Origin of the sequence: uncultured Thiodictyon sp., from assembly GCF_903946935.1 — a bacterium.
GTDB lineage: Bacteria > Pseudomonadota > Gammaproteobacteria > Chromatiales > Chromatiaceae > Thiodictyon.
This window is the reverse complement of the sequence record NZ_CAJAXH010000222.1, coordinates 1-26,019: the sequence shown is the minus strand read 5'-3', so window position 1 is coordinate 26,019 and position 26,019 is coordinate 1. Positions and strand designations below refer to the sequence as shown.

General features: G+C 60.8%; 23 protein-coding genes. 5 read left to right on the top strand and 18 right to left on the bottom strand.

Annotation, left to right across the window (positions count from 1 at the left end; translation table 11 throughout):
• Nucleotides 1-131: 131 nt before the first annotated feature.
• From QZX93_RS19540 to QZX93_RS19510, 7 genes are read right to left on the bottom strand one after another with little or no spacing between them, the layout of a single operon-like run.
• Entirely contained in the window at nt 132-713 is a 582-nt protein-coding gene (locus QZX93_RS19540; RefSeq protein ID WP_295393307.1) for an acyltransferase, read from the bottom strand.
• Nucleotides 714-728: 15 nt separating this feature from the next.
• Nucleotides 729-1,520: a hypothetical protein gene (locus QZX93_RS19535; RefSeq protein WP_295393308.1), complete on the bottom strand. Its 792-nt coding sequence runs from the start codon at nt 1,518-1,520 to the stop codon at nt 729-731.
• Nucleotides 1,517-2,716 (bottom strand): acyl-CoA reductase, encoded by a 1,200-nt coding sequence (locus QZX93_RS19530; protein ID WP_295393309.1) that lies wholly within the window; start codon nt 2,714-2,716, stop codon nt 1,517-1,519. Before QZX93_RS19530 ends, QZX93_RS19535 begins: the two co-directional genes overlap by 4 nt.
• Nucleotides 2,709-3,755, bottom strand: a complete 1,047-nt coding sequence (locus QZX93_RS19525; RefSeq protein ID WP_295393310.1) for a hypothetical protein — start codon at nt 3,753-3,755, stop codon at nt 2,709-2,711. Before QZX93_RS19525 ends, QZX93_RS19530 begins: the two co-directional genes overlap by 8 nt.
• On the bottom strand, nt 3,752-4,669 hold the full coding sequence (locus QZX93_RS19520) for an iron-containing alcohol dehydrogenase (RefSeq protein WP_295394864.1): 918 nt from the start codon (nt 4,667-4,669) through the stop codon (nt 3,752-3,754). The genes QZX93_RS19525 and QZX93_RS19520 overlap by 4 nt, the downstream gene beginning before the upstream one ends.
• 34 nt (nt 4,670-4,703) lie before the next feature.
• Entirely contained in the window at nt 4,704-4,949 is a 246-nt protein-coding gene (locus QZX93_RS19515; RefSeq protein WP_295393312.1) for an acyl carrier protein, read from the bottom strand.
• Nucleotides 4,950-6,131: a class I adenylate-forming enzyme family protein gene (locus tag QZX93_RS19510; RefSeq protein WP_295393313.1), complete on the bottom strand. Its 1,182-nt coding sequence runs from the start codon at nt 6,129-6,131 to the stop codon at nt 4,950-4,952.
• A gap of 199 nt (nt 6,132-6,330) precedes the next feature.
• Here QZX93_RS19510 and QZX93_RS19505 point away from each other — a divergent pair, with 199 nt between their 5' ends.
• From QZX93_RS19505 to QZX93_RS19490, 4 genes are all read left to right on the top strand, one after another.
• Nucleotides 6,331-8,241: a hypothetical protein gene (locus QZX93_RS19505; protein WP_295393314.1), complete on the top strand. Its 1,911-nt coding sequence runs from the start codon at nt 6,331-6,333 to the stop codon at nt 8,239-8,241.
• A 195-nt stretch (nt 8,242-8,436) separates the two neighbouring features.
• Nucleotides 8,437-10,419 carry a hypothetical protein gene (locus QZX93_RS19500; protein ID WP_295393315.1) on the top strand — a complete coding sequence of 661 codons (1,983 nt, stop codon included), beginning with the start codon at nt 8,437-8,439 and terminating at the stop codon, nt 10,417-10,419.
• A complete protein-coding gene (locus QZX93_RS19495; protein WP_295393316.1) occupies nt 10,420-11,655 on the top strand; it encodes a glycosyltransferase in 1,236 nt (411 codons plus the stop codon).
• 79 nt (nt 11,656-11,734) lie between these two features.
• A complete protein-coding gene (locus tag QZX93_RS19490; protein ID WP_295393329.1) occupies nt 11,735-11,902 on the top strand; it encodes a hypothetical protein in 168 nt (55 codons plus the stop codon).
• Nucleotides 11,903-11,928: 26 nt separating this feature from the next.
• Here QZX93_RS19490 and QZX93_RS19485 read toward each other — a convergent pair whose 3' ends face one another.
• Nucleotides 11,929-13,044 carry a glycosyltransferase gene (locus QZX93_RS19485; protein ID WP_295393317.1) on the bottom strand — a complete coding sequence of 372 codons (1,116 nt, stop codon included), beginning with the start codon at nt 13,042-13,044 and terminating at the stop codon, nt 11,929-11,931.
• Between the two features lie 402 nt (nt 13,045-13,446).
• Between QZX93_RS19485 and QZX93_RS19480 the strand changes: the two genes are divergently transcribed.
• Complete coding sequence (locus QZX93_RS19480; protein ID WP_295393318.1) at nt 13,447-14,868, top strand: FAD-dependent oxidoreductase; 1,422 nt, start codon at nt 13,447-13,449, stop codon at nt 14,866-14,868.
• A gap of 218 nt (nt 14,869-15,086) precedes the next feature.
• Here QZX93_RS19480 and QZX93_RS19475 read toward each other — a convergent pair whose 3' ends face one another.
• The 10 genes from QZX93_RS19475 to QZX93_RS19430 all read right to left on the bottom strand — a co-directional run bounded on the left by QZX93_RS19475 (nt 15,087) and on the right by QZX93_RS19430 (nt 25,759).
• Nucleotides 15,087-16,013, bottom strand: a complete 927-nt coding sequence (locus QZX93_RS19475) for a glycosyltransferase (RefSeq protein WP_295393319.1) — start codon at nt 16,011-16,013, stop codon at nt 15,087-15,089.
• 1 nt (nt 16,014) lies between these two features.
• The gene (gene glf, locus QZX93_RS19470) at nt 16,015-17,112 is read right to left on the bottom strand and encodes a UDP-galactopyranose mutase (RefSeq protein ID WP_295393320.1); all 1,098 of its coding nucleotides are present in this window, start codon (nt 17,110-17,112) and stop codon (nt 16,015-16,017) included.
• Between the two features lie 46 nt (nt 17,113-17,158).
• Nucleotides 17,159-18,172, bottom strand: coding sequence for a hypothetical protein (locus QZX93_RS19465; protein ID WP_295393321.1), 1,014 nt, complete (start codon nt 18,170-18,172; stop codon nt 17,159-17,161).
• A 181-nt stretch (nt 18,173-18,353) separates the two neighbouring features.
• The gene (locus tag QZX93_RS19460; protein WP_295393322.1) at nt 18,354-19,598 is read right to left on the bottom strand and encodes a glycosyltransferase family 4 protein; all 1,245 of its coding nucleotides are present in this window, start codon (nt 19,596-19,598) and stop codon (nt 18,354-18,356) included.
• Between the two features lie 54 nt (nt 19,599-19,652).
• Nucleotides 19,653-20,900 (bottom strand): radical SAM protein, encoded by a 1,248-nt coding sequence (locus QZX93_RS19455; RefSeq protein WP_295393328.1) that lies wholly within the window; start codon nt 20,898-20,900, stop codon nt 19,653-19,655.
• Between the two features lie 114 nt (nt 20,901-21,014).
• A complete protein-coding gene (locus QZX93_RS19450) occupies nt 21,015-22,310 on the bottom strand; it encodes an ABC transporter ATP-binding protein (RefSeq protein WP_295393323.1) in 1,296 nt (431 codons plus the stop codon).
• Entirely contained in the window at nt 22,310-23,107 is a 798-nt protein-coding gene (locus QZX93_RS19445) for an ABC transporter permease (protein ID WP_295393324.1), read from the bottom strand. The genes QZX93_RS19450 and QZX93_RS19445 overlap by 1 nt, the downstream gene beginning before the upstream one ends.
• A 46-nt stretch (nt 23,108-23,153) precedes the next feature.
• The gene (locus QZX93_RS19440) at nt 23,154-24,071 is read right to left on the bottom strand and encodes a class I SAM-dependent methyltransferase (protein ID WP_295393325.1); all 918 of its coding nucleotides are present in this window, start codon (nt 24,069-24,071) and stop codon (nt 23,154-23,156) included.
• Between the two features lie 129 nt (nt 24,072-24,200).
• Complete coding sequence (galE, locus tag QZX93_RS19435; RefSeq protein ID WP_295393326.1) at nt 24,201-25,226, bottom strand: UDP-glucose 4-epimerase GalE; 1,026 nt, start codon at nt 25,224-25,226, stop codon at nt 24,201-24,203.
• Nucleotides 25,227-25,570: 344 nt separating this feature from the next.
• Nucleotides 25,571-25,759: a hypothetical protein gene (locus QZX93_RS19430; protein WP_295393327.1), complete on the bottom strand. Its 189-nt coding sequence runs from the start codon at nt 25,757-25,759 to the stop codon at nt 25,571-25,573.
• Between the last annotated feature and the right edge of the window lie 260 nt (nt 25,760-26,019).

Below are 26,019 nucleotides of genomic sequence, written 5' to 3'. Positions count from 1 at the left end.
GCGAATCCCCGGTATTGAACGAAGGCGCAATCGAGTCCGTCCGAACGACGGACCCGAGCATAGATTCCAGCCGAGCCACGACCAGCAGCAGAGTGTCGAACGGCAGCAGCTAAGGCCCGATCCAAGGCTGTTCATCGGTCTCCCGTCGAGTGCTGCGTGGGGCGGACTACCGGCTCATGCCGCCCGCCGAGGCGCGCCGGCACGCCGGCTGCCACCACATTCGCGGGGATGTCATGATTGACCACCGATCCGGCGGCAATGATGGCATTCTCACCGATCGTCACGCCCGGCAGGATCGTGCAATTGACCGTCACCCAGGCGCCCCGCTTGATCGTCACCTTCTTGAATGACCTTGAGTCCGGACCGAGGATCTCGCGCAGGGGCGCCGGGGGGGAGGCATGGGTGAGCACCGTCACCCGCCCGGCGAGCGAGCAGTCGTCCTCGATCTCCACCAGGTCAGGACGGGCGTTGTCGATCCAGCACCCGGGCCCGAGGAAGACATTCTTGCCGATACGCACCCCGCGGGCCCGCTGAAGGGCGACCCGAACGCCGGAGGGGATCGGCAGGAAGCTCATGGCCACCCATTGGAGTATCCGGCTCCAGATACCCCAGAGCATCGCACCCAGGGTCTGCGACTCGAATACGGCCGAGCCGTTCAGACGTTGCGCCAAGGCCAAGAGCCGGCGCGAGAACCAAGACGAAGTTGCGGGCATTATGCCACTCCTATATCAACGGGTACGGATCGCATAGCTTTTGCGGATCAGCACTTTGGCCCAATTGAATGCGAGATCTTTGAGCCCAGCCAGGGCCCAGCCGCCCGGGCTGACTGGCCAACGTTCCGGGTGGGCAACCAGATAGAGGTTACGTCCTTCCCGGGCGATCAGGTCGATCAGATCATCGGTCGTCCGCACCACCGGCGCACCCGTGATCCGCGACTGTCCATCCGGGATATGGTCGCGTATATTGAATCGTCCCTCCTGCCAGGTCCGCCCGGTGTCGCTATAGTAAAGAACCGTGCGATAATCCATATCCAGGTAGGCCTCACCCAATAGACCATCGTCTATCCCGGAACGGGAGCGCCACAGGTCACGGTTGTCGATGCGGCTGGCCGGGCTGCCGTGCATGGAGACCGTCTTGACCTCACAGAGGGTGCGCAGTTGGGCGAGGTCATCGGCGAAGCCCTGCCGGGCGCGCACCAGTTCCCCGCGGGACTTGGAGAGGTTCTCGTAATGGAAGCCGACCTCATGCCCCAACTCGGCCAGCGTCCGGATCACCGCAGGATTAAAGGTCGCCGGGACACGGACATGGTAAGTGGCCCGCAGTCCCAGTTCCCGCTCGATCCGTGCCAGCGGGATCGCCATGCCGGGGAAGCGGTCGATGTCGTGCCGCAGAATGACCCGTCGCGCCTCCAGCGGCAACCCGCCGGACTGGAAATAATCCGCCAGCGTCAGGCTCTGGTATCCCGCGTCCACCAGTGCGACGCACAGCCGTCGATATTTCGCCGCACAGAAGTCTCTCATGGCGTCACCCCCGGGTCCAAAACGACCTCGTCGAACAATTGTCGCCAGAAGGCCCAACCATCCCAGACTGGTCCGAAGTGGTGCATCCGGGCGACCGGAACGAATCGGCGCACGCGGGTGTGGGCAAGCAACTCCAGCCACCGCGGGTGCGCTGCATCGGTCAAGGCGTGCCCGATGGTCTGGATATTCGCGGGCAGCGCCGCCTCCGCCTGGGCCAGGGTGGCGGCAACCACCATCAGCAGCATGGGGGCTGGACAGGGTTCCAGGTCCAGATCGCCGACCGCGAATACCGCCCCCTGCCCACCCGCCACCACGGCCTCCCAACCCAGGGCAGCGGCCCACTGGCGGGCCATCTGGTTGCCGCTGGCGATGTGTACCGGTGGCGGCCTGGGGTGGGCCCGGGGCCACAGGGCCGTCAGGCGGTTGCACAATTGACTGGCATCCGCCGGAGTCCCGCCGAGCAGCACGACCCGTCGGGGCGAGGTACACCCGGTCTGGCCATAGATACCAAAGACCCGTAATAGGCTCAACAGCAGGTCATCATCCACCCGCGACGGTTCCAGCCAGGCCTCGGAACGCCGGTCGGTGAAGGCGAATCCGCTACTCTCCAGTGGGTGCGGAAGCTCATCGATCGACCGCGCGGCCGCATCCCCGCCGAAAACCAGACGGACCTGGGCATCCTCGGCCAGACGCCGGTTACGGGGGTCGCCGCGATCGAATGCCGCGCAGGCGACGCTCGCCAGATAGTCGCCGAGCGGCACCCCAGCCAAGCGGGGGCGGGCATACTCCAGGAAGGCGGTGGTCAGATCGTCGCTACGCGACCCGGCCTTGATGCGCAGCGGCGATCCCACCAGCGAGACCAACACCACCAGGAGCGGGCCGAGCAGCGAGACATTGTTCGGAAGCCACAGGGCGATGGCACCGCGCGGGCGCAGCAGGGCAGTCACGCGCCCGGCCACCGGACCCAGCGGGTCGCCGAAGGTGCTGAGGAACGGCCAACGCAAGTTGACCGGGTCCAGGAAGGCGATCAGGAAAGCCCACTCGTCACGAGTGAAGGCATCCGCCCGCTCGCGGATCATGTGGCCACGCAGACCCGACCAAGCGCCGACGGTCTGCTCCGGGTCCAGGGCCAGTGCGACCGCGCTCACCCCGCTTGGACCGCGATAGGCATACAGACCAAGCGGCACGTCACGCATTGGCACACCCCCGTAATTCGGCCTTTGGCACCCGCCCCAGGAGCTCGAAACGGGGGCCGCTACGCCCGCACGGGCAGTCCCCGGCACGGATGATACCCAGGTCCTCGGTAAGCACACTGTGACAGGGCACGCCGCGGGCCAGGGTGTTGAGCAACTGGAGTTGGCCCGGCGCCTCCAGCAGCGGACGCAAATTGAAGGGGTCACGCACCAGCACGCCTGCCCAGACCGGGACATGCCGGAAGCCATGGGCGCACAGCGGGTAGATCACCCCCACCTGCTCGACCAGCCCGTAATAGTCAATGACGGCGGAACCGGGACCAAGCCCACGCAGCAGTGCGCCATCGAAGGCGGCGCGATCCACCCGCAGTGCGTCGAGACGCTTCCAGCCGCCACTGTGAACGAAGGTGATGCGCTTGCCATTCAGCCGCGCACTGACGGCCTCCGGAATGCTCGCGGCGCCCCAGGCCAGCCAGAGCATCCAGGTGAAGCCATAGACCAGCAGGTCATCGTGGCGATCCAGCAAATCGCCCAGCAAGTCCCAACGCAGCGTGGCCGGATCGGTCGAATCGGTGAGCAGAAAATGGATCTCGGAGGCCATTGGCTTGAGACTCAAAGCAGCGGCAATCCGTGCCGACACCGCCCCGCGCATCCGCAACGAGGCAGCACTATCCAGCACCAGCAAGGGGCGCTGTCCGCCCCCGATGAAGTCGCGCAGGATAGCCCCGGTGCTGCGCGCCTGGAGCGCCGAGCTGGTCTGGTCCAGGGCGATCTGACTGGGCCGGTTGCCGGTCGTGGAGGATGAGTTGAGGGTACGTTCGAACTGTACGCCTGGAAACGTAGTTTTCAGATTCAGGTACTTGAATAATCCGACATGCAGCCAGGGCAGTTCAGCGAGGCGCCGAGCCCCAACCCAGCCAGGCCAGACCCGGCGATACTCCGGGCAACCCTCCAGATGATGGTGGGAGAGCTGGGAGAGCTCGGACAGCAGCGCCGACTCGTCTCTCGGACCATAGGGTGCGCACTCCAGCAAGGCACTCACGCAAAGACTCGGCGATCGAAATAGTCGAGTGCGCCCGGGCGCACCAGTACACTGTTGAGCCTGGTGCTGGGGTCGCGCAGGGTCTCAGCCCAATGCCGCCGCAGTTCGGGCAGTGCGCGGTCATAACCGACGGGGTCGAAGAGTGTCGACAGGTGCGCCAGGAGCCCGTCGGCATCGAGACCGAACGCGGCGGCCAAGGTCGCGAACCGGTCGGAACCCTGCCGGTTGAAGCACATGACCGGGTAAATAAAGAGTGAACACAAGGCGGCGTGCCCCCAGTTCCCGTCCGCCTGGTTGGCCCGCAACGGGGCCTCCAATTGATGGGCGATGCCGTGAACCAGACCCACGCTGGAACGGGCCTGGGCGGCGCACGCCAACGCCGAGTATTCGAACCAACGGGGATCGCGGCCGATCGGTAGGCCCAGCAGGTCGCCGATCAGCGCGGCGAGTTCCTCCCGCAGCGGGCGATCGGCGAGGGGGGAGAGAAAGCCCTCGAGTGCATGGGTCCAGACATCGCCGCAACCGGATCGCGCCAGCGACAGCGGAATCTCTTGCGCAAACTCGGGAAAGGTGCAGCGCACGTCCGGCAGGTACTGCTCACCCAGGTGGATCTCCTTCACCCCGTCATGGTCGAGGACCGCGATCGGGGAGTTCTCCGCCCCGCTGCCCCAGATCGTGGCAATGGCCACCAGACGCAGCCCCGGGCGATGCTGCACGCGCCACCACTTGGCCTGATCGATACGCCGACCGCCGCCGACCACGACCAGCGTATCCAGGTCCTGGGGTAGCTGGTTGAGATCGGCCACCCAGGGACAGCGCAGCGACCCGGCGATGCGCGGGGCCCGCGGCGGCGAACCCACAACAACCACCGCACCCAGGTCCGCATCGGCCAGTTCCCGCGGGGACCAACACAAGGGACGCCGGGCCGCCGCAGTGCGGCTGTCTGCTTCAGTCACTGAAAGACAGCCCGCGCGACTCAAGAAAGGCCACGATATCGGCGACGCTCTTAAGCCCAGTGGCCTCATCCGGGCTCGGGTGCTGGCCAAAGGTCTCATCCAATCCGACGGCAATTGAAACCACCGCGAGTGAGTCCCAGGTTGGCACATCGCCACGCCCCAAACCCAGTGAATACTCACCGGGTTCCAGGAGCAGGATGTCTTGTATCAGTTCACGCAACTTGTCGTAATTGGTCATCTAGATCCTCTGTTTCCAGACGATGGCCCGGCGCTCCAGAGCCGCCAGGCGCAAATTGTCGATCTTGCCGCTCGGCAGTCTCGGCAAGACGTCGGCCCCCTCGATCCGCAAGGGCCAATGGGGCCGGGGATACTCGGCACGCAAGGCGCTCAGCACGCGTCGCAGTTCATCCGCCGAGGGCGACGGAGCGAGCACCAAGACGGCCCCCTGCTCCCCCTGGCGATCCGTTTCACGGTAGAAGGCCGCCTCACCAACCCAGACCAGGCGCACGCTGCCGATCAACTGGGCAAGCGAAACCTTCTCCCCATAGCGCTTGAAGACCTCGTTGGACCGCCCGCTGAGCACCCAACTCCCGTCCGCCGTCGGCACGGCCAAGTCGCCGCTTTCAACCCATTCGTCCGGACTGAACGCGTGAATACCCGCCGCATCCACGACCCCGACGGCCGCGAAGGGACTGCGAAACAGGAGCCGGCCATCGGCGCCCGCGGTCAATGCGATGCCCGGCAAGGGCCAGCCGATGTTGGCGCCCTGCTCAGACGCCGCGGCACCTCGCAGAGTCAGGCGAGGCATCGCCTCCGCGCAGCCGTAATTGTTGAAGATCAGTGCGTTCGGGAACCGGTCAGACAGAAAATCGAGGTGCTCCTGCGGAAAGGCCCCGCCCGCGAAATGCAACCGCACCACCCCCGGAAACACGGCGTCCGGCATACCGCGGCGCAACAGCGGAACCTGCGCACCCACCAGACAGAGCATCGTGTCCCGCGCCTGCGCGAGGACCACGCGCAATGACTCAGGCTCGCCGAAGCCCTGGGTCAGGATCAGCCTCCGACCCAGGACCCTGGACCATAGCCACTGGTTGACAAAGGCATAGCAGTAGGTCAAAGGCAGTGCGACCACGGTCGCCGCTGCTGCTGCCCCCGATTGCACCTGATCCAACAACCGCGCGAGCGCCTCTGCCCGCTGCCGCAAACCGACGATCAATTTCGGCTGCCCGGTACTGCCCGAGGTGAGCAGGGCGAAATGTCCTTGCCGCCAAGGCTCGGGCAGACGCCTCAAGGCATCCATGACCCACTCTCGGGGCACCGAACTGCGCGCCGGGACTAAGGCAAAGGTGGCATCCGCCGCCCACGCACGGTCGAGACAACCGATGTCTTGGGATAACTCGACGTCTGTGAGGGTTAACATGCCCATCGGGTGGAGGGGATCGGTTCAGGAGCTCAGGGCGACATTGTGCCATCAAAACGGCACTCACCATCGAACCCTTACCGCAAAAGTTAGCCCGGGATCCTGTGGGAGCGGCTTCAGCCGCGACGAAGCCAGGACAGTTTGCGAGATTTCAGGCTAGGATGCACGCGTCCGATCCCTCCCGCCGCTGGAACCGCCGATGTCCCTAACCCCTGCTGAACATGCCGACACGGCGCCGACCGCCTGGGCGGCGCGCCCACTGCCGGCGCTGGCCGCCCTATGGTTGCTGGGCCTGTTGGCCTTCTGGCCCGCCCTCTCGGGGCCCTGGCTGCTCGATGACAGCAAGCTCCAGGACGCCATCCTGGCGATCCACACGGGCGGTCTGGCCGAGCTGGGGGCGCACTGGCAGGAGCACCTGTTCATCGGCGCCGGGGGCGTGGGCCGCCCGCTGGCGATGGCGACCCTGGCGGGCAATGCACTGATCTCGGCCGATCCGTTCGCCTTTAAGGCGGTGAACCTGGTCCTGCACTTGATCGCCGGGTCCTTGATCTGGGCCCTGGTGAGACTGCTGGCACGCACCCGCTACCCGCGCGGCGCGGCGGACCTGCTGGCCCTGGCGGTGGCACTGGCCTGGACCCTGCACCCGCTCCAGGTGAGTACGGTGGCCTATGTGGTCCAGCGCATGGCCATCCTCTCGGCCCTGTTCTGCGTCTGGGCGCTGCTGCTCTATGCCCGGTTGCGCCTGAGGGAAATCGCGACTGGGCAGCCCACGCCGGCGGCGGCCTGGGCGCTGCCCTTGCTGATCCTCCCGGCCCTGGCGGTGCTCTGCAAAGAGAACGGGGCATTGTTACCGGTGCTGCTCGCGACCCTGGAGATCGCCCTCTTGCGGCTGCGCGGGGGCAAGGCCACCCGGCGCCTGCTCGCGGGCTATTTCGGATCGGTCCTGCTCCTCGGTCTGGGGGCCACACTCTGGCTGCTGCTGGTGCCGCAGGCGACGGCGATCGGGTACGCCGGGCGTGACTTCGACATGGGCCAGCGGCTGCTCACCGAGACGCGGGTGGTGACACTCTATGTCGGACAAATCCTGCTGCCGCGCCTGGGGGTCATGCCCTTCCTCTACGACCGGCTGCCCCATTCGACCGGCTGGCTGCAACCGCCCACCACCCTGCCCGCAGCACTCTTCCTGCTCGCCTTGTTGGCACTCGGCCTGGGTTTGCTGCGCCGACGCCCGCTCGCGGCCTTTGGCATCCTGTTCTTTTTCGCCGGGCACCTGATGGAGTCGACCCTGCTCCCGTTGGAGTTGGCCTTCGAGCATCGCAACTACCTACCGAGCCTGGGGCTGATCCTGGCGGCGGCGGACCTGATCGGGTCGGCCACCGGCACGCTGGCCCGCTTCCGCCCGGCCATCGCCACACTTGCGCTGGTCGCCTTGTTCGGCCTGGGTCTGGCCCGCGCCTGGACCTGGGGCAGCGCCGAGGGGATCTATCTGAGCGCGCTCGTCAGTCCCTGGCCTTCGACCCGGGCGCGGGCCGAACTGGCGCAGGTCCTGACCGAGCGCGGACAATTCGCTGCCGCCCACCGGCTGCTGGCGCCCGCCCAGGGGGTCGGCCCTCGCCTGCAAGAGGGTTATCTGGACTGCCGGGAAACCGGCCGCCTGCAACCGGAGCGCATCACCCAGGCGCGCGCCCAGCTTGGCACTGCGCTGAACGACTATGACACCACGGCCTTGATCACACTGGTCAACCTGTCGCTGGATCGCGGTTGCGACCTGGCTGAACGTCCGCTGCTCACACTGCTGGAAGATGCGTCGGCGGTGCGCGCCATGCAGCCCTCCAGCCGACAAAAGCTCCTGATGTATGTCGGGCATCTGCGTCATGACCTGGGCGACGGCACGGGGGCCATGGCGGCACTGGAGGCCGCCTTCGCGGCACTCCCGGCCAACCCGCTGCCACTGCTCCTGGCCGCTAACTGGCGGCTGGATGCAGGCCAGGTGGACGCGGCCCGCGCACTCTATGACCGTGCCCGGGCGGTTGGTGCGCCCGGGCGCCTGGACTTGGCGCCCCGGTTTGCGGAGGTCGCGGATCGATTGGCGCGGACACCTGCCCAGTGACGGACCCCGCCACCCAACACCCCGGCCCCCGTGGGAGCGGCCTCCGGCTGCGATGCCGCGCCGCGGGAACCTGCGAGGTTTCGTCGCGGCCAGAGGCCGCTCCCACGGGGGCCGGCATGACTTTCACGATAACGGCCATGTACTGCCCTGGACACCACGGCGCAATGAAGATGTTCCCCAACCATGACGCAGCACGTGAGCACGATTTTGATACCCCTTTCTAACCACCGGCCGGCCCCGCCGCAGCGCACCGACCGTTTACTAACGCTCGGTGCGGCGGCCCTGATGCTGGCAGTCCTCGCACTCACCTATCTCGTCTATCGCCCGGGGCTCGCCGGTCCCTTTCTACTGGACGACGAAACCAATATCGCGGCCACCCGGGTCGAGCATTTGACTTCTGCGAGCTTACGGGGTCAATTGCTCGATGGCGACGAATTTGGCGGCCTGTCGCGCGGGATGACGCGCCTGAGCTTCACGCTCACCCAATATTTCAGCGGCAACGAACCCTACGTATTCAAGTACCAGAACCTGCTGCTCCATCTGCTCAACGCCCTCTTGGTCTTCTGGCTGCTTTATCTGCTCGCCCGCCAGGCAACGCGCGCGCCCGACACTGCCGCGCCGGCCTGGTTCGCCCTGGCCGCGGCCGGCCTCTGGGTGCTGCACCCATTGCAGGTGAGCACCGTACTCTATGCCGTGCAGCGGCTGGTCCTCTTGGCGAGCCTATTCACGCTCGGCGCCAGTATCTTCTATGTCAAGGGCCGCCTGTTGAGCGCCACCCGACCACTCGCCGGCGCACTCCTGATCCTCTTTGGCGTCGGCGGCTGCTGGGTGCTTGGTCTCTTGAGCAAGGAGAGTGCAGCCATCCTGCCGCTGCTGCTGGCAGTCATCGAGGGTATTTTCTTTCGCTTTCGCACCCAAGGGATGCGGCAGCGCTGGACCTTGCCGCTCTTATGGCTATTGCTCATCGTCCTGCCCTTGGTACTGGGCGCGGTCTATCTCGTCCCCCGCCTGCCCGATCTATTGGGCTGGCATGCCGGACGCGGCTATAGCGGGGTGCAGCGTCTGATGACCCAGGCGCATGTCATTGCACTCTATATCAAGCTCTTCTTTTTGCCGATCCCGGGGACCATGTCGCTGTTTCACGACGCCTTCCCCATCACCCGACAGATGGATGTTGCTACTGCGATGTTGGCCGGTTTTTATGCGGCGTTGGGACTCTCTGCATTGATTTTTTCCCGCCCCGCACCGTGGTTTAGTTTCGGCATCCTCTGGTTCTTCGCCTGCCATGTGATCGAATCCACGGTGATTCCGCTCGAGATGGTCTTCGAGCACCGCAACTATCTCGCCACGGTCGGGCTCGCCGCACTCCTGGTCTATGCCGTGACAGCCATGTTTTCGTCAATCGACCGCGGACGCCTGGCCGCGCCGGTGATCGTCACACTCGCACTACTCATCGCGTTCAACACGGCCACCCGGGCGAGGGTCTGGGCCGACTATGACGCCATGCTGGCCATGGACTACCGCTATCGCCCAGACTCACCGCGCGTATTGGGTGAGCTGATAACCAGAGAGAGCACGCAGGGCCATCAAGCGACGGCCGTCGCACTCCTGCAGCGGCTGGTGAATATGGAAACCGAGGACGCCACACCCGCCTTGCTCGCGCTACAGCTGTACTGTCACGAAGCAGTCATGCCGACACTGCTGTATCGCCGCGCACTCGACAGATTGACAAAGGGCCTCATCACCCCCGAGACGGTAACCACCCTGGCAACCTTCAGTAACATCGTCTTGCAAGGCCGCTGCTCCGCACTCGCGGCGGAGCAACTCGATGCACTCACCCACAGCGCATTCGCCAATCCGCGGGCGCGGGTCGCCGATGAGCGCTGTCTGGCCGGCGAGGTCAGAACCCGGGTATTGATTGCGCTGTCGCGCTGGGAAGAGGCGCAAACCGACCTCGCACAGACGCTTGATTACTGCGCATCGGCCAAGCCGCGCAACCGGCGCTTTGTCATCGACAATCTCTTGCGCTTCGCCGCCGACTATGGCGCATCCGCCCAGACCGAAGCGATGTTACGAACCCTCACCCGGGAACCGGCGCGCCGCGCCGCGCTGGATCGCGCCTTCGCCGCAGAGGGTGGTTTCAACCTCCAATTGGCCGTCGAGCGGGCGAGCAAATAGATGATTGACCAGCCCAAGCCGCGTCTGCTGGTCTTGACCTCGACCTTTCCGCGCTGGCGTAACGACACCCAGCCGCCGTTTGTTTTCGAGCTTAGTCGGCGCCTGACTGATCGCTTCGACATCACCGTGCTGGCCCCACGCGCCCCCGGCAGCCTGGAACAGGAAGAGATGGACGGCCTGAACATCGTTCGCTTTCCCTACTTCTTCAAGCGCTTGGAACAACTTGCCACGCACGGCGGTGGTATCCTCAGTCGACTCAAGGCCAACCCGCTGTTTTACTTTCTGGTGCCGTTCTTTGTGCTCGGCCAATTATGGGCGTTGACCCGCTTATTGCGCCGCCAGCCATACGCGATCATACAGGCACACTGGCTGATCCCGCAGGGCTTGATCACGGTACTGGCCCGCTGGCTGACCCGCCGCCCGACCCCGCTCGTCTGCACCTCGCATGGGGCTGACCTGTTTGCCCTACGCGGCGCCTGGCTACGCCGCCTAAAGCGGGCGGTGATCGATGAGAGTACGATGGTCACGGTGGTGAGCTCGGCAATGCACAGTGAATGCCTGGCGCTCGGCGGCCACTCACGCAGGGTCGAGATCATTCCCATGGGAGTCGACCTGCAAAGCAATTTCACCCCCGATCCGCGGATCATACGCAGCGACGATGAACTGCTGTTCGTGGGCCGCTTGGTCGAAAAAAAGGGGCTGCTGCCCTTATTGCAAGCCATGCCGCGGATAGTGGCGAGTCACCCCAAGGCCCGCTTGAGCATTGTCGGCAGCGGCCCGTTGGAAACCGCCTTACGTCGACAGGTCGCTGCACTGGGTATCGGCGAGCAGGTCGCCTTTCTAGGCATGGCCGCACAGTCCGAATTACCGAACATCTACCGTCGCGCCGCCCTGTTGGTCGCACCCTTCATCGTTGCAGACAGTGGCGACCAAGAGGGTCTCGGACTGGTCATGGTCGAGGCCGCCGGCTGCGGCTGTCCGGTGGTCGGCGGTGACGTAGCCGCCGTCACCGATGTGATTCAAAACGGCGAGACTGGGCTCATTGTCGATTGCGGCGATCCGTCGGCCTTGGCCAATGCGATTATCGACCTGCTCGCCGACCCGCAACGCCGCCGCCGGCTGGCCGCCAATGCCCGTCAATACTGCCGGGAGACGTTCGACTGGGAATCGGTCGCGGAGCGCTATGCCAGTCTGTTGCAAGCCTCGCTAACTCACACTTGGCCTGGATCAGATTGATCGCGGCCGGGGGCCGCTCCTACCGACGTAGGAGCGGCCCCCGGCCGCGACGGGCTGCCGCGAGACTTGCACGGCCGCCGTGATGATCAAAGCCGGGCTAATGCGCCGTGGGCGGGTCGTGGCGCAACTGGTGCCGGATGCCCCGCGCATGGCTGCCGACGCATTCAGGTCCCTCTGGGCCGAGCGGGACGACATCGACCTGGTGGTGCCGGCGGATCGACCGCCCGACTCGCTCGAACCGCTCTAGGGTGCGCTACCCGATCGCCTTGATGCTCAAGGCCCCCGCATCATCCCCGCATAGCACGCCGTCAGCATCTGCGCTTGCTCGGCCCAGTCCGGCACATCGAGCACCGGACGCACCGGGTAATCGAGCTGACGCCGCAGGCAGGCGGCCAATGCCGGCGCATCGTCCGCGTCATAAAGCGCTTGCTGGTCTTTGAGGAACATCGACTCCATTGCACCAACCCGCGCCACCGCCAACGCCAGGCCGCACGCGGACATCTCCAGCGCCTTCTGTGGAAAGCTATGGCGGCCATAGGGCGTATCGCGCACATAGACCACGCCCACATCCAGTGCGCCAAACAACTCCGCGGTACGGGCGTGCGGCAGTTGGCCAAGATAGTGTATACGCGGATGTCGCGGCGGCGGGCAGCCAGCATCGAGCACACCGGCCAGTACCAGATGGAGCCGTCGATCGTCCCGCGCCAGCGCGATGAAGGCCGAGTACAAGGGTGCAATACCCTTTTTCCGTGACAGCCCCCCCGCGGTGCCAATCAGCCGCGCATCCAGCGGCAGGCCGAATTGCCGGCGGCACTCAACCTGATGGCGCGGAAAAAACACTGTGCGATCGATGGTGCTGGGTAAGGCCAGCACCGCGCCCCGCGCGCCATAGCCGATTCGCACCAGATCGGCCAGCGGTTGCGATACACAACTCACCACCGCGGCCGAGCGTAGCGCCCGCCGATAAAGCACCTTCACACCGGGCAGACGCGATAGCCCAAAGCTCTCGAAATGGTCATAGAGGTCGGCCGCGAAGGGGATGCCAAGGCGTCGCGCCAACCATCCACCCAGAATGACATGAGGCGCATCGGAGGCTGCCACCAATAGGTCGGGGCGGAATTTTCGCAGCACCGCCAACGAGCGTTGCGGGTACGCCGCGAGTCCAAGGCGATTCGCGCCCCCCGGCGCCAGCCCCACCCAGCGCAGACGACCAGACCCATCCCCGTGAAGCTCGTCGCGTTCATCCGTCGGCCGGTAGCTCAGGCACAACCCCAGCACCTCATGACCCAACAAGGCCAATTGCCGCGGCTGCTCGTATAGACGCGCATAACGGTCCCGAATGACATCGAAACCCATATAGTGGCGCTTGCAGAGATAGGCGATACGCATCGCTCCAGTATCCATGGTAGTCAACGAGCCAGTCAAAAAGGTCTTGGCGCCATCACGACACACGCGCCCGATGAGCACCCCGCCGGCCGCCAGACCATCCGCTATCACGGCACCGGCATTGCACGTCGGCGGGGCCGTGATCGTCGCTCCGGCCAGGGACAATCGATCCGCACAGCGGCGCCCGCGGGCTTGCGCCGTGCCCGTAGGGTCCGCTGTGCGGACCAACGACCTCGCGATTAATGCCGTGGACGGGATTATGGCCAAGGCCGACGGCGCCTGCGGACCTGATCGCGGTCGGTTGCTGTATTGGGTATTCTACCCCTGTGTGGAGAATATCAACCGCCCCAACAGACCGCACAACCCCTTTGCGACCGCACAACCTCCGAGCAGCGACCCAATCCAATGCCCACGCCAGCCCAGCCACACCATCGCTTCGTCATCATCGGCGCCGGCCCCACCGGGCTCGGCGCCGCGCTGCGGTTGCTGGAACTCGGCGAAACCGATTTCCTGCTGATCGAGGCCGCGCCCACCGCCGGCGGGCTAGCCGCCTCCGTTGTCGATGAGCGGGGCTTCACCTGGGACCTCGGCGGTCATGTCCAGTTCTCGCACTACCAGACCTTCGACGACTACATGGCCCTGGCACTCGGCGAGGAAGGCTGGATCGCCCACCAGCGCGAGAGCTGGGTCTGGATGCGCGAGCGCTTCGTCCCCTATCCCTTCCAGTACAACCTGCATCGCCTGCCCAAGGATGACACGTGGCGCTGCGTGCAGGGGTTGCTTGAGGTTGCCGGAGCGCCAGTCGAAAAGCCCACTGACTTCGCAGACTGGATTCTGCGCACCTTCGGCCGCGGCATCGCGGAGGTTTTCCTGCTGCCCTACAACTTCAAGGTCTGGGCCTATCCCCCAAGTGCGATGAACGCCCGCTGGGTCGGCGAGCGGGTCGCGGTCCCCGATCTACAGACCGTCATCAAGGGCCTCTGTCTTGGCAAAGACCACCTGAGCTGGGGACCCAACAACACCTTCCGGTTCCCCCGCCGGGGCGGGACCGGCGCCGTTTGGACTCAGCTGGCCGAGCGCATCCCTTCGGCTAACACGCGGTTCAACGATGCAGTCGTCGCAATCGATGCGGCCAACCGGACCCTGACCACCGCCAGCGGTATCCGTTGCGGCTATGAGCACCTGATCAGCACCCTACCCCTTGACCGGCTGGCCGTCATGGTCGGCGATCCGGCCCTGATTGAGGAGACCGCGCGCCTGCTGTACTCCAGCGTCCATGTCGTCGGCATCGGGCTGCGCGGCCAACCGCCGGCGGCCCTGCGCACCAAGTGCTGGATGTACTTCCCGGAAGATGATTGCCCGTTCTACCGCGTGACCGTGTTCAGCAACTACAGCCCCAATAACACCCCCGAGCCGGGTAGCACCTGGTCATTGATGGCGGAGGTCTCCGAGAGCCCGCAAAAGCCGGTCGACGCCGAGCGGGTGGTCGAGGATGTCATTCGCGGCATGTATGCCACCCAACTGATCCAATCGGACGCGGAAATACTTACCCGCTGGCACCGGCGCCTGGAATACGGCTACCCCACCCCCTCGCGCGAACGCGACGCCATTCTCGAGCAGACCCTACCTGCCTTGGAGGCACTCAATATCTACTCGCGCGGCCGCTTCGGCGCCTGGCGCTATGAGGTAAGCAACCAGGACCATTCCCTGATGCAGGGCGTGGAGGTGGTTGAGCGGTTAGTGAAACTGCGACAGGAAGTGACATTGAATCAGTCCGAACTGGTGAATGGACGCTACAATCCGAGTCCCTATCCGGAGTGGCAATAGGGCCCGTGCTTTCTGAGCCCCAAGCCAGCCGCGGCGCTGAGTAAGCGTCCGGTCAACTAGGGGATTGACCCTGCCGCTGCAAGCCGTCCAATGGCACATTGAACGACAGCAGTGCCGCGACCGCGGCCGGCGTCTGGGTCCCCGGCAGGTACTCGAACATGTTCGCGTTGCCCTCCTGCCGTCCGGTGCGATCGACGTTTCTGAATAGCCGTCAGCGGTCAGGGTGGTGGCCAACGTATGCCGAGCCGCTCGGCTAGACCGTCGACGATACCTCGCGCGAACGCGCGCGATTGCGCCAGCCGATCGGGCTGGAACGCAAGCGTGATCAGCCAGCGCAGCAGGGTTCCGGGTAACGCGCGGGTCCAAAGCTGCACGCCATGATATCTTCTCGCGATGATTAAGCGATTCCGGATTTCGTAGTAGCGTTTCCATGCCGGGTGTTCCAATACCTGAATCTCCACCCCAAAGACCTTGACAGACCGGCGCCGTGGCAGCGGATGGCACACGCAACTGGATTTGATAAGCAGGATTTTCGCCCCGTGCTTGCGCATGCGATAGGAATACTCCGCATCATCGCCGCTAATGAAAAAACCCTTGTCGGGAAATCCGATGGCCTCGACTAGAGAGCGATGGATGAGCATTCCCAGGAAGCTGCTGAACTCAACTTCTCCAACATCGGGTAACTCGCGGAGAAAGTGAGCAGGACGAGACCAGATATGGCCACGACGAAACGCAACAGGCCAACAAAGCACAGGGTCATCACCCCCGGGGCCGATTGCTGCGGAGCAATAGACGTAGAGCGGACTCTTGATCTGAGCAGTCAGATGTTCCAGCGCGTCCGGTGCCGGTGTCGCATCGTCATCGAGCAACCAGAACCACTCGCAATCAGATCGGAGAAGCTGCTCCAACGCGACCGCAAAGCCCGCCGAGCAGCCCAGGTTGTCGGTCAATCGACAGTAGTCCAGGGTTGCCCCACCATTGGGTGCATGTTGGCGGGCGAGATCGCCGGTTGCATCGGTGGATGCATTGTCGATCAGGACCAATCGGGACAAAGGGTGCGTCTGCGTCAGCGCCGCGCCCAAGGTCAACCTGAGCGCCGCAGCGCGGTTATGGGTAACGATGGCACCACCAATCTTCGGCAGCATTTCAACGTCCCAGGAGTCGATCAGCCGCGGCGAGCGCCGCACCAATCACCTGATCCATGTTGTAATAGCGGTATTGCGCCAACCGTCCGACGAAGGTGACAGAGGTTTCCCGTTCCGCGAGCGCCTTGTACTGGCGATACAGCGCCTCGTTCTCAGGCCTCGGGATCGGGTAATAGGGATCGCCCGTCCCACTCGGATATTCGCGAGTGATTGTGGTCCCGGTGTGCGTTTGCCCGGTGATATGCTTGCTCTCCAAAATGCGCGTGAAGGCAAAGTTCCGCTCATCGGGATAGTTCACAAGCGCGGTAGACTGATGAAATGGACAGTTCGGCAGATGCTCGGACTCGAAGCGCAGTGAGCGATAAGGAAGCGAGCCGAAACATTCGCCGAAATACTGATCGATCCGCCCCGTGAAGACCAGATGGTCGTAGCGCAGTCGGTCTTTCACGGCGAAAAAGTCCACCCCCAAGTCTACTTGAATATTCGGGTGATCGAGAAGATTCCGGAACATGGATGCGTAACCGTCCGCCGGCACGCACTGGTAAATATCCTGGAAATAGCGGTCGTCCCGATTATGGTGAACCGGAATTCGTGCAGCGACCGAGGCACTCAGTTCGCTTGGCTCTAGCCCCCACTGCTTGCGGGTATAGCCGAGATAGAACTTCTCGTAGAGATCACGCCCCACCGACGCCAGCACCACATCCTCGCTGGTTCTGATCGGGTCCCGAGGTTCGCGAACAGAGTCCAGATAGCGCGCGATTCCTGCCTCATCGAGATCCAACCCATACAACTGGTTAATCGTGTCGCGATTGATCGGGATCGGGAAGAGTTTCCCGTCAACACAGGCCCGCACCCGAAGTTCGAAGTGTCGCCATGCCGTAAAGCGCTGCAAATACAAAACGATCCGCTCTGAATTCGTATGAAAGCAGTGCGGGCCATAGCGATGGATCAGTACCCCATGCTCATCATGCTCATCGTAGGCATTGCCGGCGATGTGGCCGCGTCGGTCCAGGACCAGCACGGAAGCGCCGGCTTCGGCCACCTCGCGAGCGATAACGGACCCGGCGAAGCCGGCGCCCACCACGACGAACTTCATCATTACCAAGCCTGCCTAACGCAAAAGATACATCAAAATCGACGCGGGATTAACTCGCTCCCAAAAAAACTCTATCAAATATTGTTTCATATTGCGCGCCGATCTTTTCGATCGAAAAATTTTCAAGTGCAAACTGTTTCGCATTGGCGGAAATCACTTCTCGCTTCTTATCGTCGCCAATTAAGTCAGTGAGGTACGTGAACCAATCTTCATCTTGAGTGATTTTGAAGCCATTAAAACCATCTTGCACAACCAGCTCGTCCGATGGACTCGGATGACAAATAACAGGTAGGCCAGCCGCCATGTAAGATAAAACCTTGTTTGAGGGCTTTCTAGCCTGGTAAAAATCGCTGCGATTCTTGATGACGATCCCGATATCCATGCTGCTAAGCACTTGCTTCCAATCGCAAATATGCCATGGCCAAATCTCGTAACAGTCGCCGCGAGAAAAGCGCGCGTTGGTATGATAGATGACTTGAATGTTTCTGCCCGTTTCCGCCGCTACACGCTTTAGAATTGGATGGATCGAAAACATATCACCAATATTATGACTATACCCCTGCCACACCAATCTAATTCGGCTCCTCGTTTGTTGCAACGGCGCGCTAGTAGCCAAATTGATTACTGGATGGGGAATTAACGTAATTGGGACGTCGATATTCTCCATATCCTTAATATGCAACGGGCTTGAGGCGATAATAAAATCCATCATGCCCATGAATTCAGGCGAATCATGATATACCCGAGTCGGGCGATAATTGCAAGGGTTGTCGACGATATCATAGATAATCTTCTTACCTTGCCGCTTTAATGACCGGATCTGGCTATACTCGAAAACATCAAACAACTTGACCAATACAATCAGGTCAAAGTTTCCGATATCATCAGCCCCCCAAAAAAAGCCTGCCGTATATCTTGATGACGACTGATTAATGTAGTCAACAATAGGATCGATGCGGTACTTTCTGACTCCGACTGTGCTCTCGTCCTCGGCCAGCGAGCTGAGAGGCCCAAAACCAATACGGATTCTATCTGGACGCTTAAGATGCTGTTCAACGTCCACGAGCCAATTCTTGCTCACTAGGCCGTTGATCAAAAGGTGCCTGCGCAGATGTCTTGCTGTAACACTTAGAACTCTATTATGGCCTTCCCGGCGCGTCAGCAAGAATCTCTCGTACAATGCACATTTCCCAATAAATCGTCTCATGCGAACAGCCCCTGTGTAACAAGAATCGATGAGCTATCTACAGACTGTTATACAGTTCGAGGTAGCGATCAGCTTGCAATCTATATGCAAATTCAGCTTCAATTTTCCTTACTGACTGAGTTGAGGCATCAGCAAGCATGGTATCGTCTCTTAACATTTGTACGATACATTCTTTCAAATCATCCGAGTCACGGTACTTGGCTAGACAACCGGTCTTGCCGTGTTCAATCATATCAGATAATCCCCCGATATCGAAGCTCACCACCGGTGTCCCGCAGGCCATGCACTCCAGTACAACATTGGGTAGATTATCCGCAAGTGTCGGAAAAACCAACAGATCCGCTGCGGAATAGATCATAGCCAGCAACCAGGAATGCGAAATGTACCCAAAAGAGTGCACTGGATAGTCTCGTGCTATACGGTGCGCGCTTCCCCCCCGCCCAAGCAACAATACAGTGGTGTCGCCAAGATGTCGCCGTGCACGTTCCAAGCCTTCCTGAAAGTATCTAAATCCTTTCCTTTGGTCAAGTAAATCATGCGCTACGGTAAGAATCACCTTGTGGCCTTCCGGTATCCCCAACCAGCGGCGTGCGAGAATTTTGTCACGGGGGAAAAAAACATCGGTGTCAATCCCATATGGAATGTATAAAACATGCTTATCTTGAAACAGTGGACTCTGTTTGGCTAATTCGCATAGCCAGCGCGATGGACACACAACCGTAAAGCTCGAGTCCTGATATACCTTCTTCTTTAGTGAAAAATTCACCGTGGTGGTATCAAGAATCAAAGGAACGAAGCACTTCAAATCAGGGCACCTATTGCATTTCGTCTTCCATTTCTGACATTCGTAAGCATAAGTACAGTGTCCTGTGAAGGCCCACATGTCATGAAGAGTCCAAACCAACTTAGCGCGGCTGGATAGTTCCGGCAGAAGCCCGTAAGGAAAATATAGCTTATGGCCATGTATCGCGTGCAGATTGATGATTCTAGGTGACAAATCGCATATGCATCTTAGGAAAGTTCGGCTGGTAATCGAGCCATAGTTTTGCGGAAGCAAATAATTTCCCAAGAAATCCGCCTTTCCTGATAGAAACCGCCCTTTACGTGATAACCATGATACAGGCGGCGGCTCGTATGCGATAATCGATGAATCATCTGTTAGCTTTTCCTTGACTAATAGAGTCGAGTCGCAGCCAATAGATCGTAAAGCATCGTGCAGCCGAACAGCTGATACGCCGGCGCCATGCCCCACATCGGAAGTCGAAATGTGCAATATTTTCATTATAATGGTGCTCGTAATGCTTTTTGACGACAAATCAACGTATTCAGTCATTTGTTAGAGAAGTATTCTTCGCGCAAGGCGAATCGCTTTTTCAGCCGCAGCAAGGAGATGCCCCCCTTTAATGAGTTCGATGACACTTCCCTTTCGCATAGCCTCGCCCGACATCCGGAACTTACGGGCCAAGGCAGCCTTCCATTCACGCGCGGCGGCGCCCATATTTCCCTCTCTGAGGGTCTTACCTGGCGTGTTGATTTCTCTTGTTCCGAGAATGACTTGCGTAACATCACCACGTCTCTTTTGCTCAATTATATGAGCGAGCTGCCCCCGAAAGGCCTGCGATTTTACCGGACCGTCGTCGCCATACTGTTTTGAGATCCGGTCTAGCGAGGCGGCCAGACGATACATCTCCTTTAAGGAGAGATTCGACACCGATTGATCCCTAGAAAAATCCGGTGAGAAATAGGCCTTGAAGAGCACGTTGAGACTGATATCCATGCCTTCGGCGACAACCCTGTCAATCGTCTCCGCCAAATGATCACAGTTTGCTCTCATGACAGCACAGAGGATGGTAACGCTAGGCTCCTGGAGACCCGCCGCGTTGCGCTCCCGCACCAATGACCTGGCATTATCCCAAACCTTTTCGAAGCTTGCACCTCTTCGAAGATACTCGAATATGTCCGGCCGCAGGGTATCCATCGATATGCCGATGCCGGAAATGGGTGCCTGCAATAGTAACCTTCTTACATCGTGGTTAAGGTAGATACCATTGGTTTGAATGTCGAATCGGCCTTGGCTCTCTCGCTGGCCGCTATTTGCCAACTCCCTGAAAGTCTCTAACAGGCCAAATTTCGGAAGAAATGGCTCCCCTCCGGTGAGCAAAACGTTACTCCCTCGCAATACCAGATCACGTGCTAGATTGATTGCAGCAGGACTGCAAGTCTTGTAGTTAATGTGAAAATGCTTAGGCTCAAGGCAATAGCGGCAGGTCAGATTGCAGTCAGGGCCCAATGACAACCATATTCGCCGGACTCGGTATCTTCCGTCGTTGCCGAGATAATCATCGGAACGATAAGATCTTCCGCCCTCTCGCCAAGTCTGATACCAGTAGCATTGCGGTGAACAACCGGCTCCATGTAGATAGTCTCCGTTTAGAAAAGCTTCGCGCCTTATTTTCAACGACTTGTGGTCGTTTAATAGAGCATCTAGCTCTGTAATTCCTTTTCTGAACAATTCCTTTTGGTCTCTTATTAATACGGATTGATGATATGGGCAAAAGCGCAAATCGAGATGCTCGCGCGGCACAAGATACAATTGGCCAAATGGGGCATAGCAGGGGTGGTCAGACGGGTCGGTTCTCAAAATCGATAAACTCCAATTCGTTAGCAATTGTGCGCGATTCGGGTTTAAATTATTAACTCACGCTATAGGCGCATATGCTTTGACGAGGTAGGGCCAGGCGATAACGCCCAGAAAGTCCTTTGCATTTGGTGGCGAGGACTTGAGTATGCCGAAATTATCGCACCAGCGGAGCTGGGTGTGATCATCGTGCTCGCCAAGCGCGATGGCTGGAGCGAGAAAGAAATCCGACGGGTAAAGTCGCGGCATTGTGAAACGGAAGCTAAACCTGCAATTGCCATGCTGGGCTGCGTCGATCAGATGGCCAGACAGGAAGGTATTGAAGGCCATGATTTCGATCCGACGTCGATCCTCCAGCCGTAAGCCGACAATAATATTTTCTCGTACTCGTTGTTCGCGGGCGATGCGCAGCACGTCATCGACGTCCCAATCGACGACAAGCTCTATCTCGACCGCCTCGCCTCCCACAAAGACGTTGCCTTGGCGAAGACCATGCACGGCCAGGTAGCGTATACGCGCACCACCGTTTCCGTAGCAAAGGCATTCGGAATTTTCATAGAAAACGCAGTCTCCGCTCGGTTCAATCGTATCGCTGATCTCCCGCTTGGGGATCTCGGCCTTTTGTTGAAATAGCTCGGTCCGATATTCATTAACCACGGCATCGGTCGCGCCGAATGCGGCTAGTCTGCCGCCTCGCAGGTACAATGCGCGCTCGGTATTGCTCTTGATAAGGTCGAGGTCGTGAGAAACGAGCAGTATGGTGCAGCCGCTGTCGCGCAGCTCGGCAAAGCGCTTCAAGCATTTTCGTTGAAACAAGCCGTCGCCGACGCTCAGCGCCTCATCAATGATCAAGACATCGGGGTCGACGTTCATCGTGGTGGCGAACGCCAGCCGGGCGAACATGCCGGAGCTGAAGTGCTTCATTGGCTGGGTGATGAAGTCGCCGAGATCGGCGAACGCCAGAATGGCGTCCAGTTTGGCCTCAATGTCGCGGCGGCGCAGTCCCATCAGGGTGCCGTAAAGAAAAATATTCTCGATGCCGGTCATCAGCGGATTGAATCCCGCACCAAGCTCCAGGATGGAACTGACGGTTCCGTTGACTTCAATCTCGCCGGTCGTGGGGGTCAGAACACCGCAGATGACCTTCAGCAGGGTCGACTTGCCGGAACCATTGCGACCGATGATGCCAACGGTCTCTGCCTTGCCGATCTCGAAGCTGACGCTGTCCAACGCCATGAAGTCATGGTGACGTTTCCCGGCGAACGGGAACAAGGCTTCGATCGCACGGTCCCGGCGACGCTCGTAGAGCAAATAACGTTTGCTTAGGTCCTGGGCACGCAGTGCGATCTCACTCATTACAGAACGTCCGCAAAATGTCGACGGAGCCGATCGAAGACCGTCGAGCCGACCAGCAACAGCAGCAACACCAAGCTCCAAAAGTAGAATAGCGCGACGGGCTCTTCCCAGAACCACTGATTGCCGATGACGGCCTTCCGATAGCCAGCGATGACATAGGCCATGGGATTCAGGTCGATAACCCAGCGATAGCCGTTTGGCAGACTATCGGCCGACCAAAATACGGGAGTAAGCCAAAAGCCGAATTGGACCAGCATGGCTGCGATCTCGCCGATATCACGGAAGAAAACCGCGGCGGCGCTCGTCAGCCAGCTGATACCCAGCGCGAGCAGGTAGGCCCCCAACATGTAATAGAAGACTTGGAGCCAATACCAGGAGGGGGCATAACTGGTGACCATGACAACGATCAGCAGCCCGACCAGTAAGACGCCGTGGATCAGCAATGCGCTATTCAGCTTGATGAGCGGTAGCAAACCGACCGGAAACACCAGTTTCTTTACCAGGAAGTCGTTCTCGAGAATACTGCGGGTGCCACCGAGCACCGCATCGGCGAAGAAGAACCAGGGTAACATCCCGAGGGTGAGCCAGAGGACGAACGGCTTGTCGCTGACCGGCCCGATCTTGAACCCGACCTGGAAGACGAACCAGAGGATGGCAATGCTCGTGGCAGGCTGGATGAAGGCCCAAGCGATCCCCAGGACATTGCCGACATAGCGACGCCGTAGTTCGCTTGCCGTCAAGGCATAAACGAGTGTCAGCCGGGCGAGAGCCAAATGCGCTGTCAGCTGTTCGGTCATATGAAGAACCAACTTCGATGTCGCAATGCCCGCCATGGTCTGTTGATCACCCCCAAGGCGTTCCGCGCCTTGCGATGACTCGACGTGCGACCCAGCGCCAGGTCCTCGTCTTGCTGATATGGGAAAACCAACGATCCAGTTCGTGCAAACGCTGCTGAGCCGAGCCCAGTTGGTCGGCAAGTGCCGTGTTCTGATCGGTTCGATTCAATAGCTTAACCAATTGCTCACTGATGACCTCGAACCGAACTGAGGTGGCCAAGCTGACCGGATCTTGACTCGATACTGCTAGTCGCGCCGGATCCCAGTCCAATGGTTTGCGCAGCAGCCACTTTCCATCGTCGACCTCAGGCTGAAGGCCGAGTTGGCGGGTAAAACGCGCTACCGCGGAGCGCACACCAGGCCAGTATTCATCGTGATCGTCGCCGAGTAGGACCCCACCGGGGGCCACCAGCGGCCAGAAATCGAGCAGATCCGAGAGAACTTCTTCCTCTTCATGACTCGCGTCGATATAGATCAGTTCTGCTTGAACGCCATGCACGGTCAGCCATCGCGCCCCGATTCTCGCGGTCTGCGGGAATGGTGTGATTAGGGCCTGCATCCCGGTCTTCAGCACGTTTGCCAAGAATTGATAATATACGCTTGGGTAGCCGTTGCGCAGGTTCAGTGAAAGATATCGGTCGGGGTCCTGCTTGTCCTTCCAGAACTCCAGCGATCCGAGCCAGGTGTCGATGCACACGATCTCGGCTTCAATCCCTAGGCGACGCAAGCACTCGGCCATGTGTAACGCGGAAGCGCCTTTCCAGGTACCAACCTCAATGACGCGCCGGGGTCGCAACTCGGCGAGGAGTCGCTCGAAGATTGGATGTTGGCTACCCCAGCCCTGGAGATCGGGCGGATAGGCGTCGGCATCGAAGTCCGCGTAGGGATTGCTGGAAAACAACTGGTCACGCAACAGATCGGGCATTCTGGACTCTTTTTGCATGGGTACGGTAGCAATCCGGTCTGTCTATTGCAGCCCGGTCAACTTCGCTGCTCGCCGCATGCCCGACACTCTCATTCGGCTTGAAGCACCTATCGTATTCCGGGACGCGGTTCAGATGGGTAATGCTGTTCGGGATTCGCTCGTGGGTGGTGCTGGTGCGTGCCATTGATGCCACCGCCAGGCCGACGCGATGATCTCGTCCAGCGACGGGTAGCGGGGCTGCCAGCCGAGAACCTCCTGTGCCTGGCTCGCGTCCGCAACCAGTCGCGGTGGATCGCCGGGGCGTCTTGGGCCGAGGACAACCGGGATGTCCCTGCCGGTAATCTCCCCTGCGTGCGCAATCACTTCCCGCACGGAAAAGCCCTGGCCGTTGCCAAGATTATAGGCGACGCTCGGTCCTCCACTCTGCAATGACCGTAACGCGAGGACGTGGGCGTCGGACAGGTCCGACACATGGATATAGTCGCGGATGCAGGTGCCGTCCGGTGTGTCATAGTCATCGCCGTAAACCGTGATGGACGGGCGTATGCCTGCTGCGGCGTCGAGCACGAGGGGGATCAAGTGGGTCTCCGGATCGTGTCGCTCGCCGATCTCGGCATCCGGATCGGCACCGGCGGCATTGAAGTAGCGCAGGGCAATCCAGTTCAGCCCGTGCGCGGTTGCAAAGTCCCCAAGCATCCGCTCGATCATCAGCTTGGAGGCGCCGTAGGGATTGATCGGGCGCTGCACATGGCCTTCGTCGATCGGTACCCGCTGCGGCTCTCCGTAGGTCGCGCAGGTGCTGGAGAAGACGAGCTGCCCGATACCGTGGTCGCGCATCGCCTCCAGCAGCGTGAGGCTTCCGACAACATTGTTGCGGTAGTATTTGCCGGGATTGAGGACCGATTCGCCGACATAGGCATAGGCGGCAAAGTGCATCACGGCGGCGGGTCGGTACTGCGCGATCACGGCGTCCAGACGGGCGCGGTCGCCGATGTCGCCCTCCTCCAACGGTCCCCAACGCACCGCCCAGCGGTGGCCATAGACCAGGTTGTCGTAGCTGACGGGTGTGAAGCCGGCGTGGGCGAGGGCCTTGCAGGCATGGCTGCCGATGTAGCCGGCGCCGCCGGTGACCAGAATGGTGTTGCTCGAAGCCATCTGAATTTCGGTTAAACCCCGTTGATTTAAGGCGCTGCAAGCAACTGCTTGAAATAGGCGACGGTCGGCTTCGGCCCCTCGCGCAGCGACGCTAGAATCCATTGCCTTGCGGACGAAAAATTCTCTCTTCGGTGCGATCCGGGATTTGCCCCTCTTTGAGGATATGCATCCGTGTTCGAACCAATCAATAGCTCCAAGGATCCCTGTACCTAAGAGGCCATTATAGGGGAAGGCTGAACCAGACTCAATTTCTCTCTGCCAGCCTTGATCATAACTCCGGCCACCGTCCTTGCGACGACCCGTCGCGGCCGGACGGCCGGAAAAACGATCATGACCGACGACCATCATTCCTCCACCACGTCGCGCTGCACGATGGCTCGTCCCTGGAACATGTCGCGGGTCTTGCGCGCCAGGTTGCGGGCGTTGCGGGCGAGCACATCGCGCAGCGCAGTATACCGCTCCGTCTGGGCGGCGTGGTGGCCGACCAGGTAGGACTTACTAAGGTTTTCGACTGAGATGGCAATGTCTGACATAGGGGAAGGTGGGGACTAAAGGCTCAATGTGGTGCGCAAGGTGTTGTCAAGGCTGGCAGTTTGCATTGAAATAATTATCTATCATAGACTTAGATTGGACGCAACCGTTCAGCCCCCTACCCCCAGGGCGGAACCGTTCTAGCCAGGACTCTCTGTTGCAACCGGCGGTTGTCCGCAACACTGGACAACGCCAGGTGGCCCGGGTATAAAGCACGTCGGTCCCCTTACTGTCCGAGGCCCCGTGCGTGAACCTTCGTGAG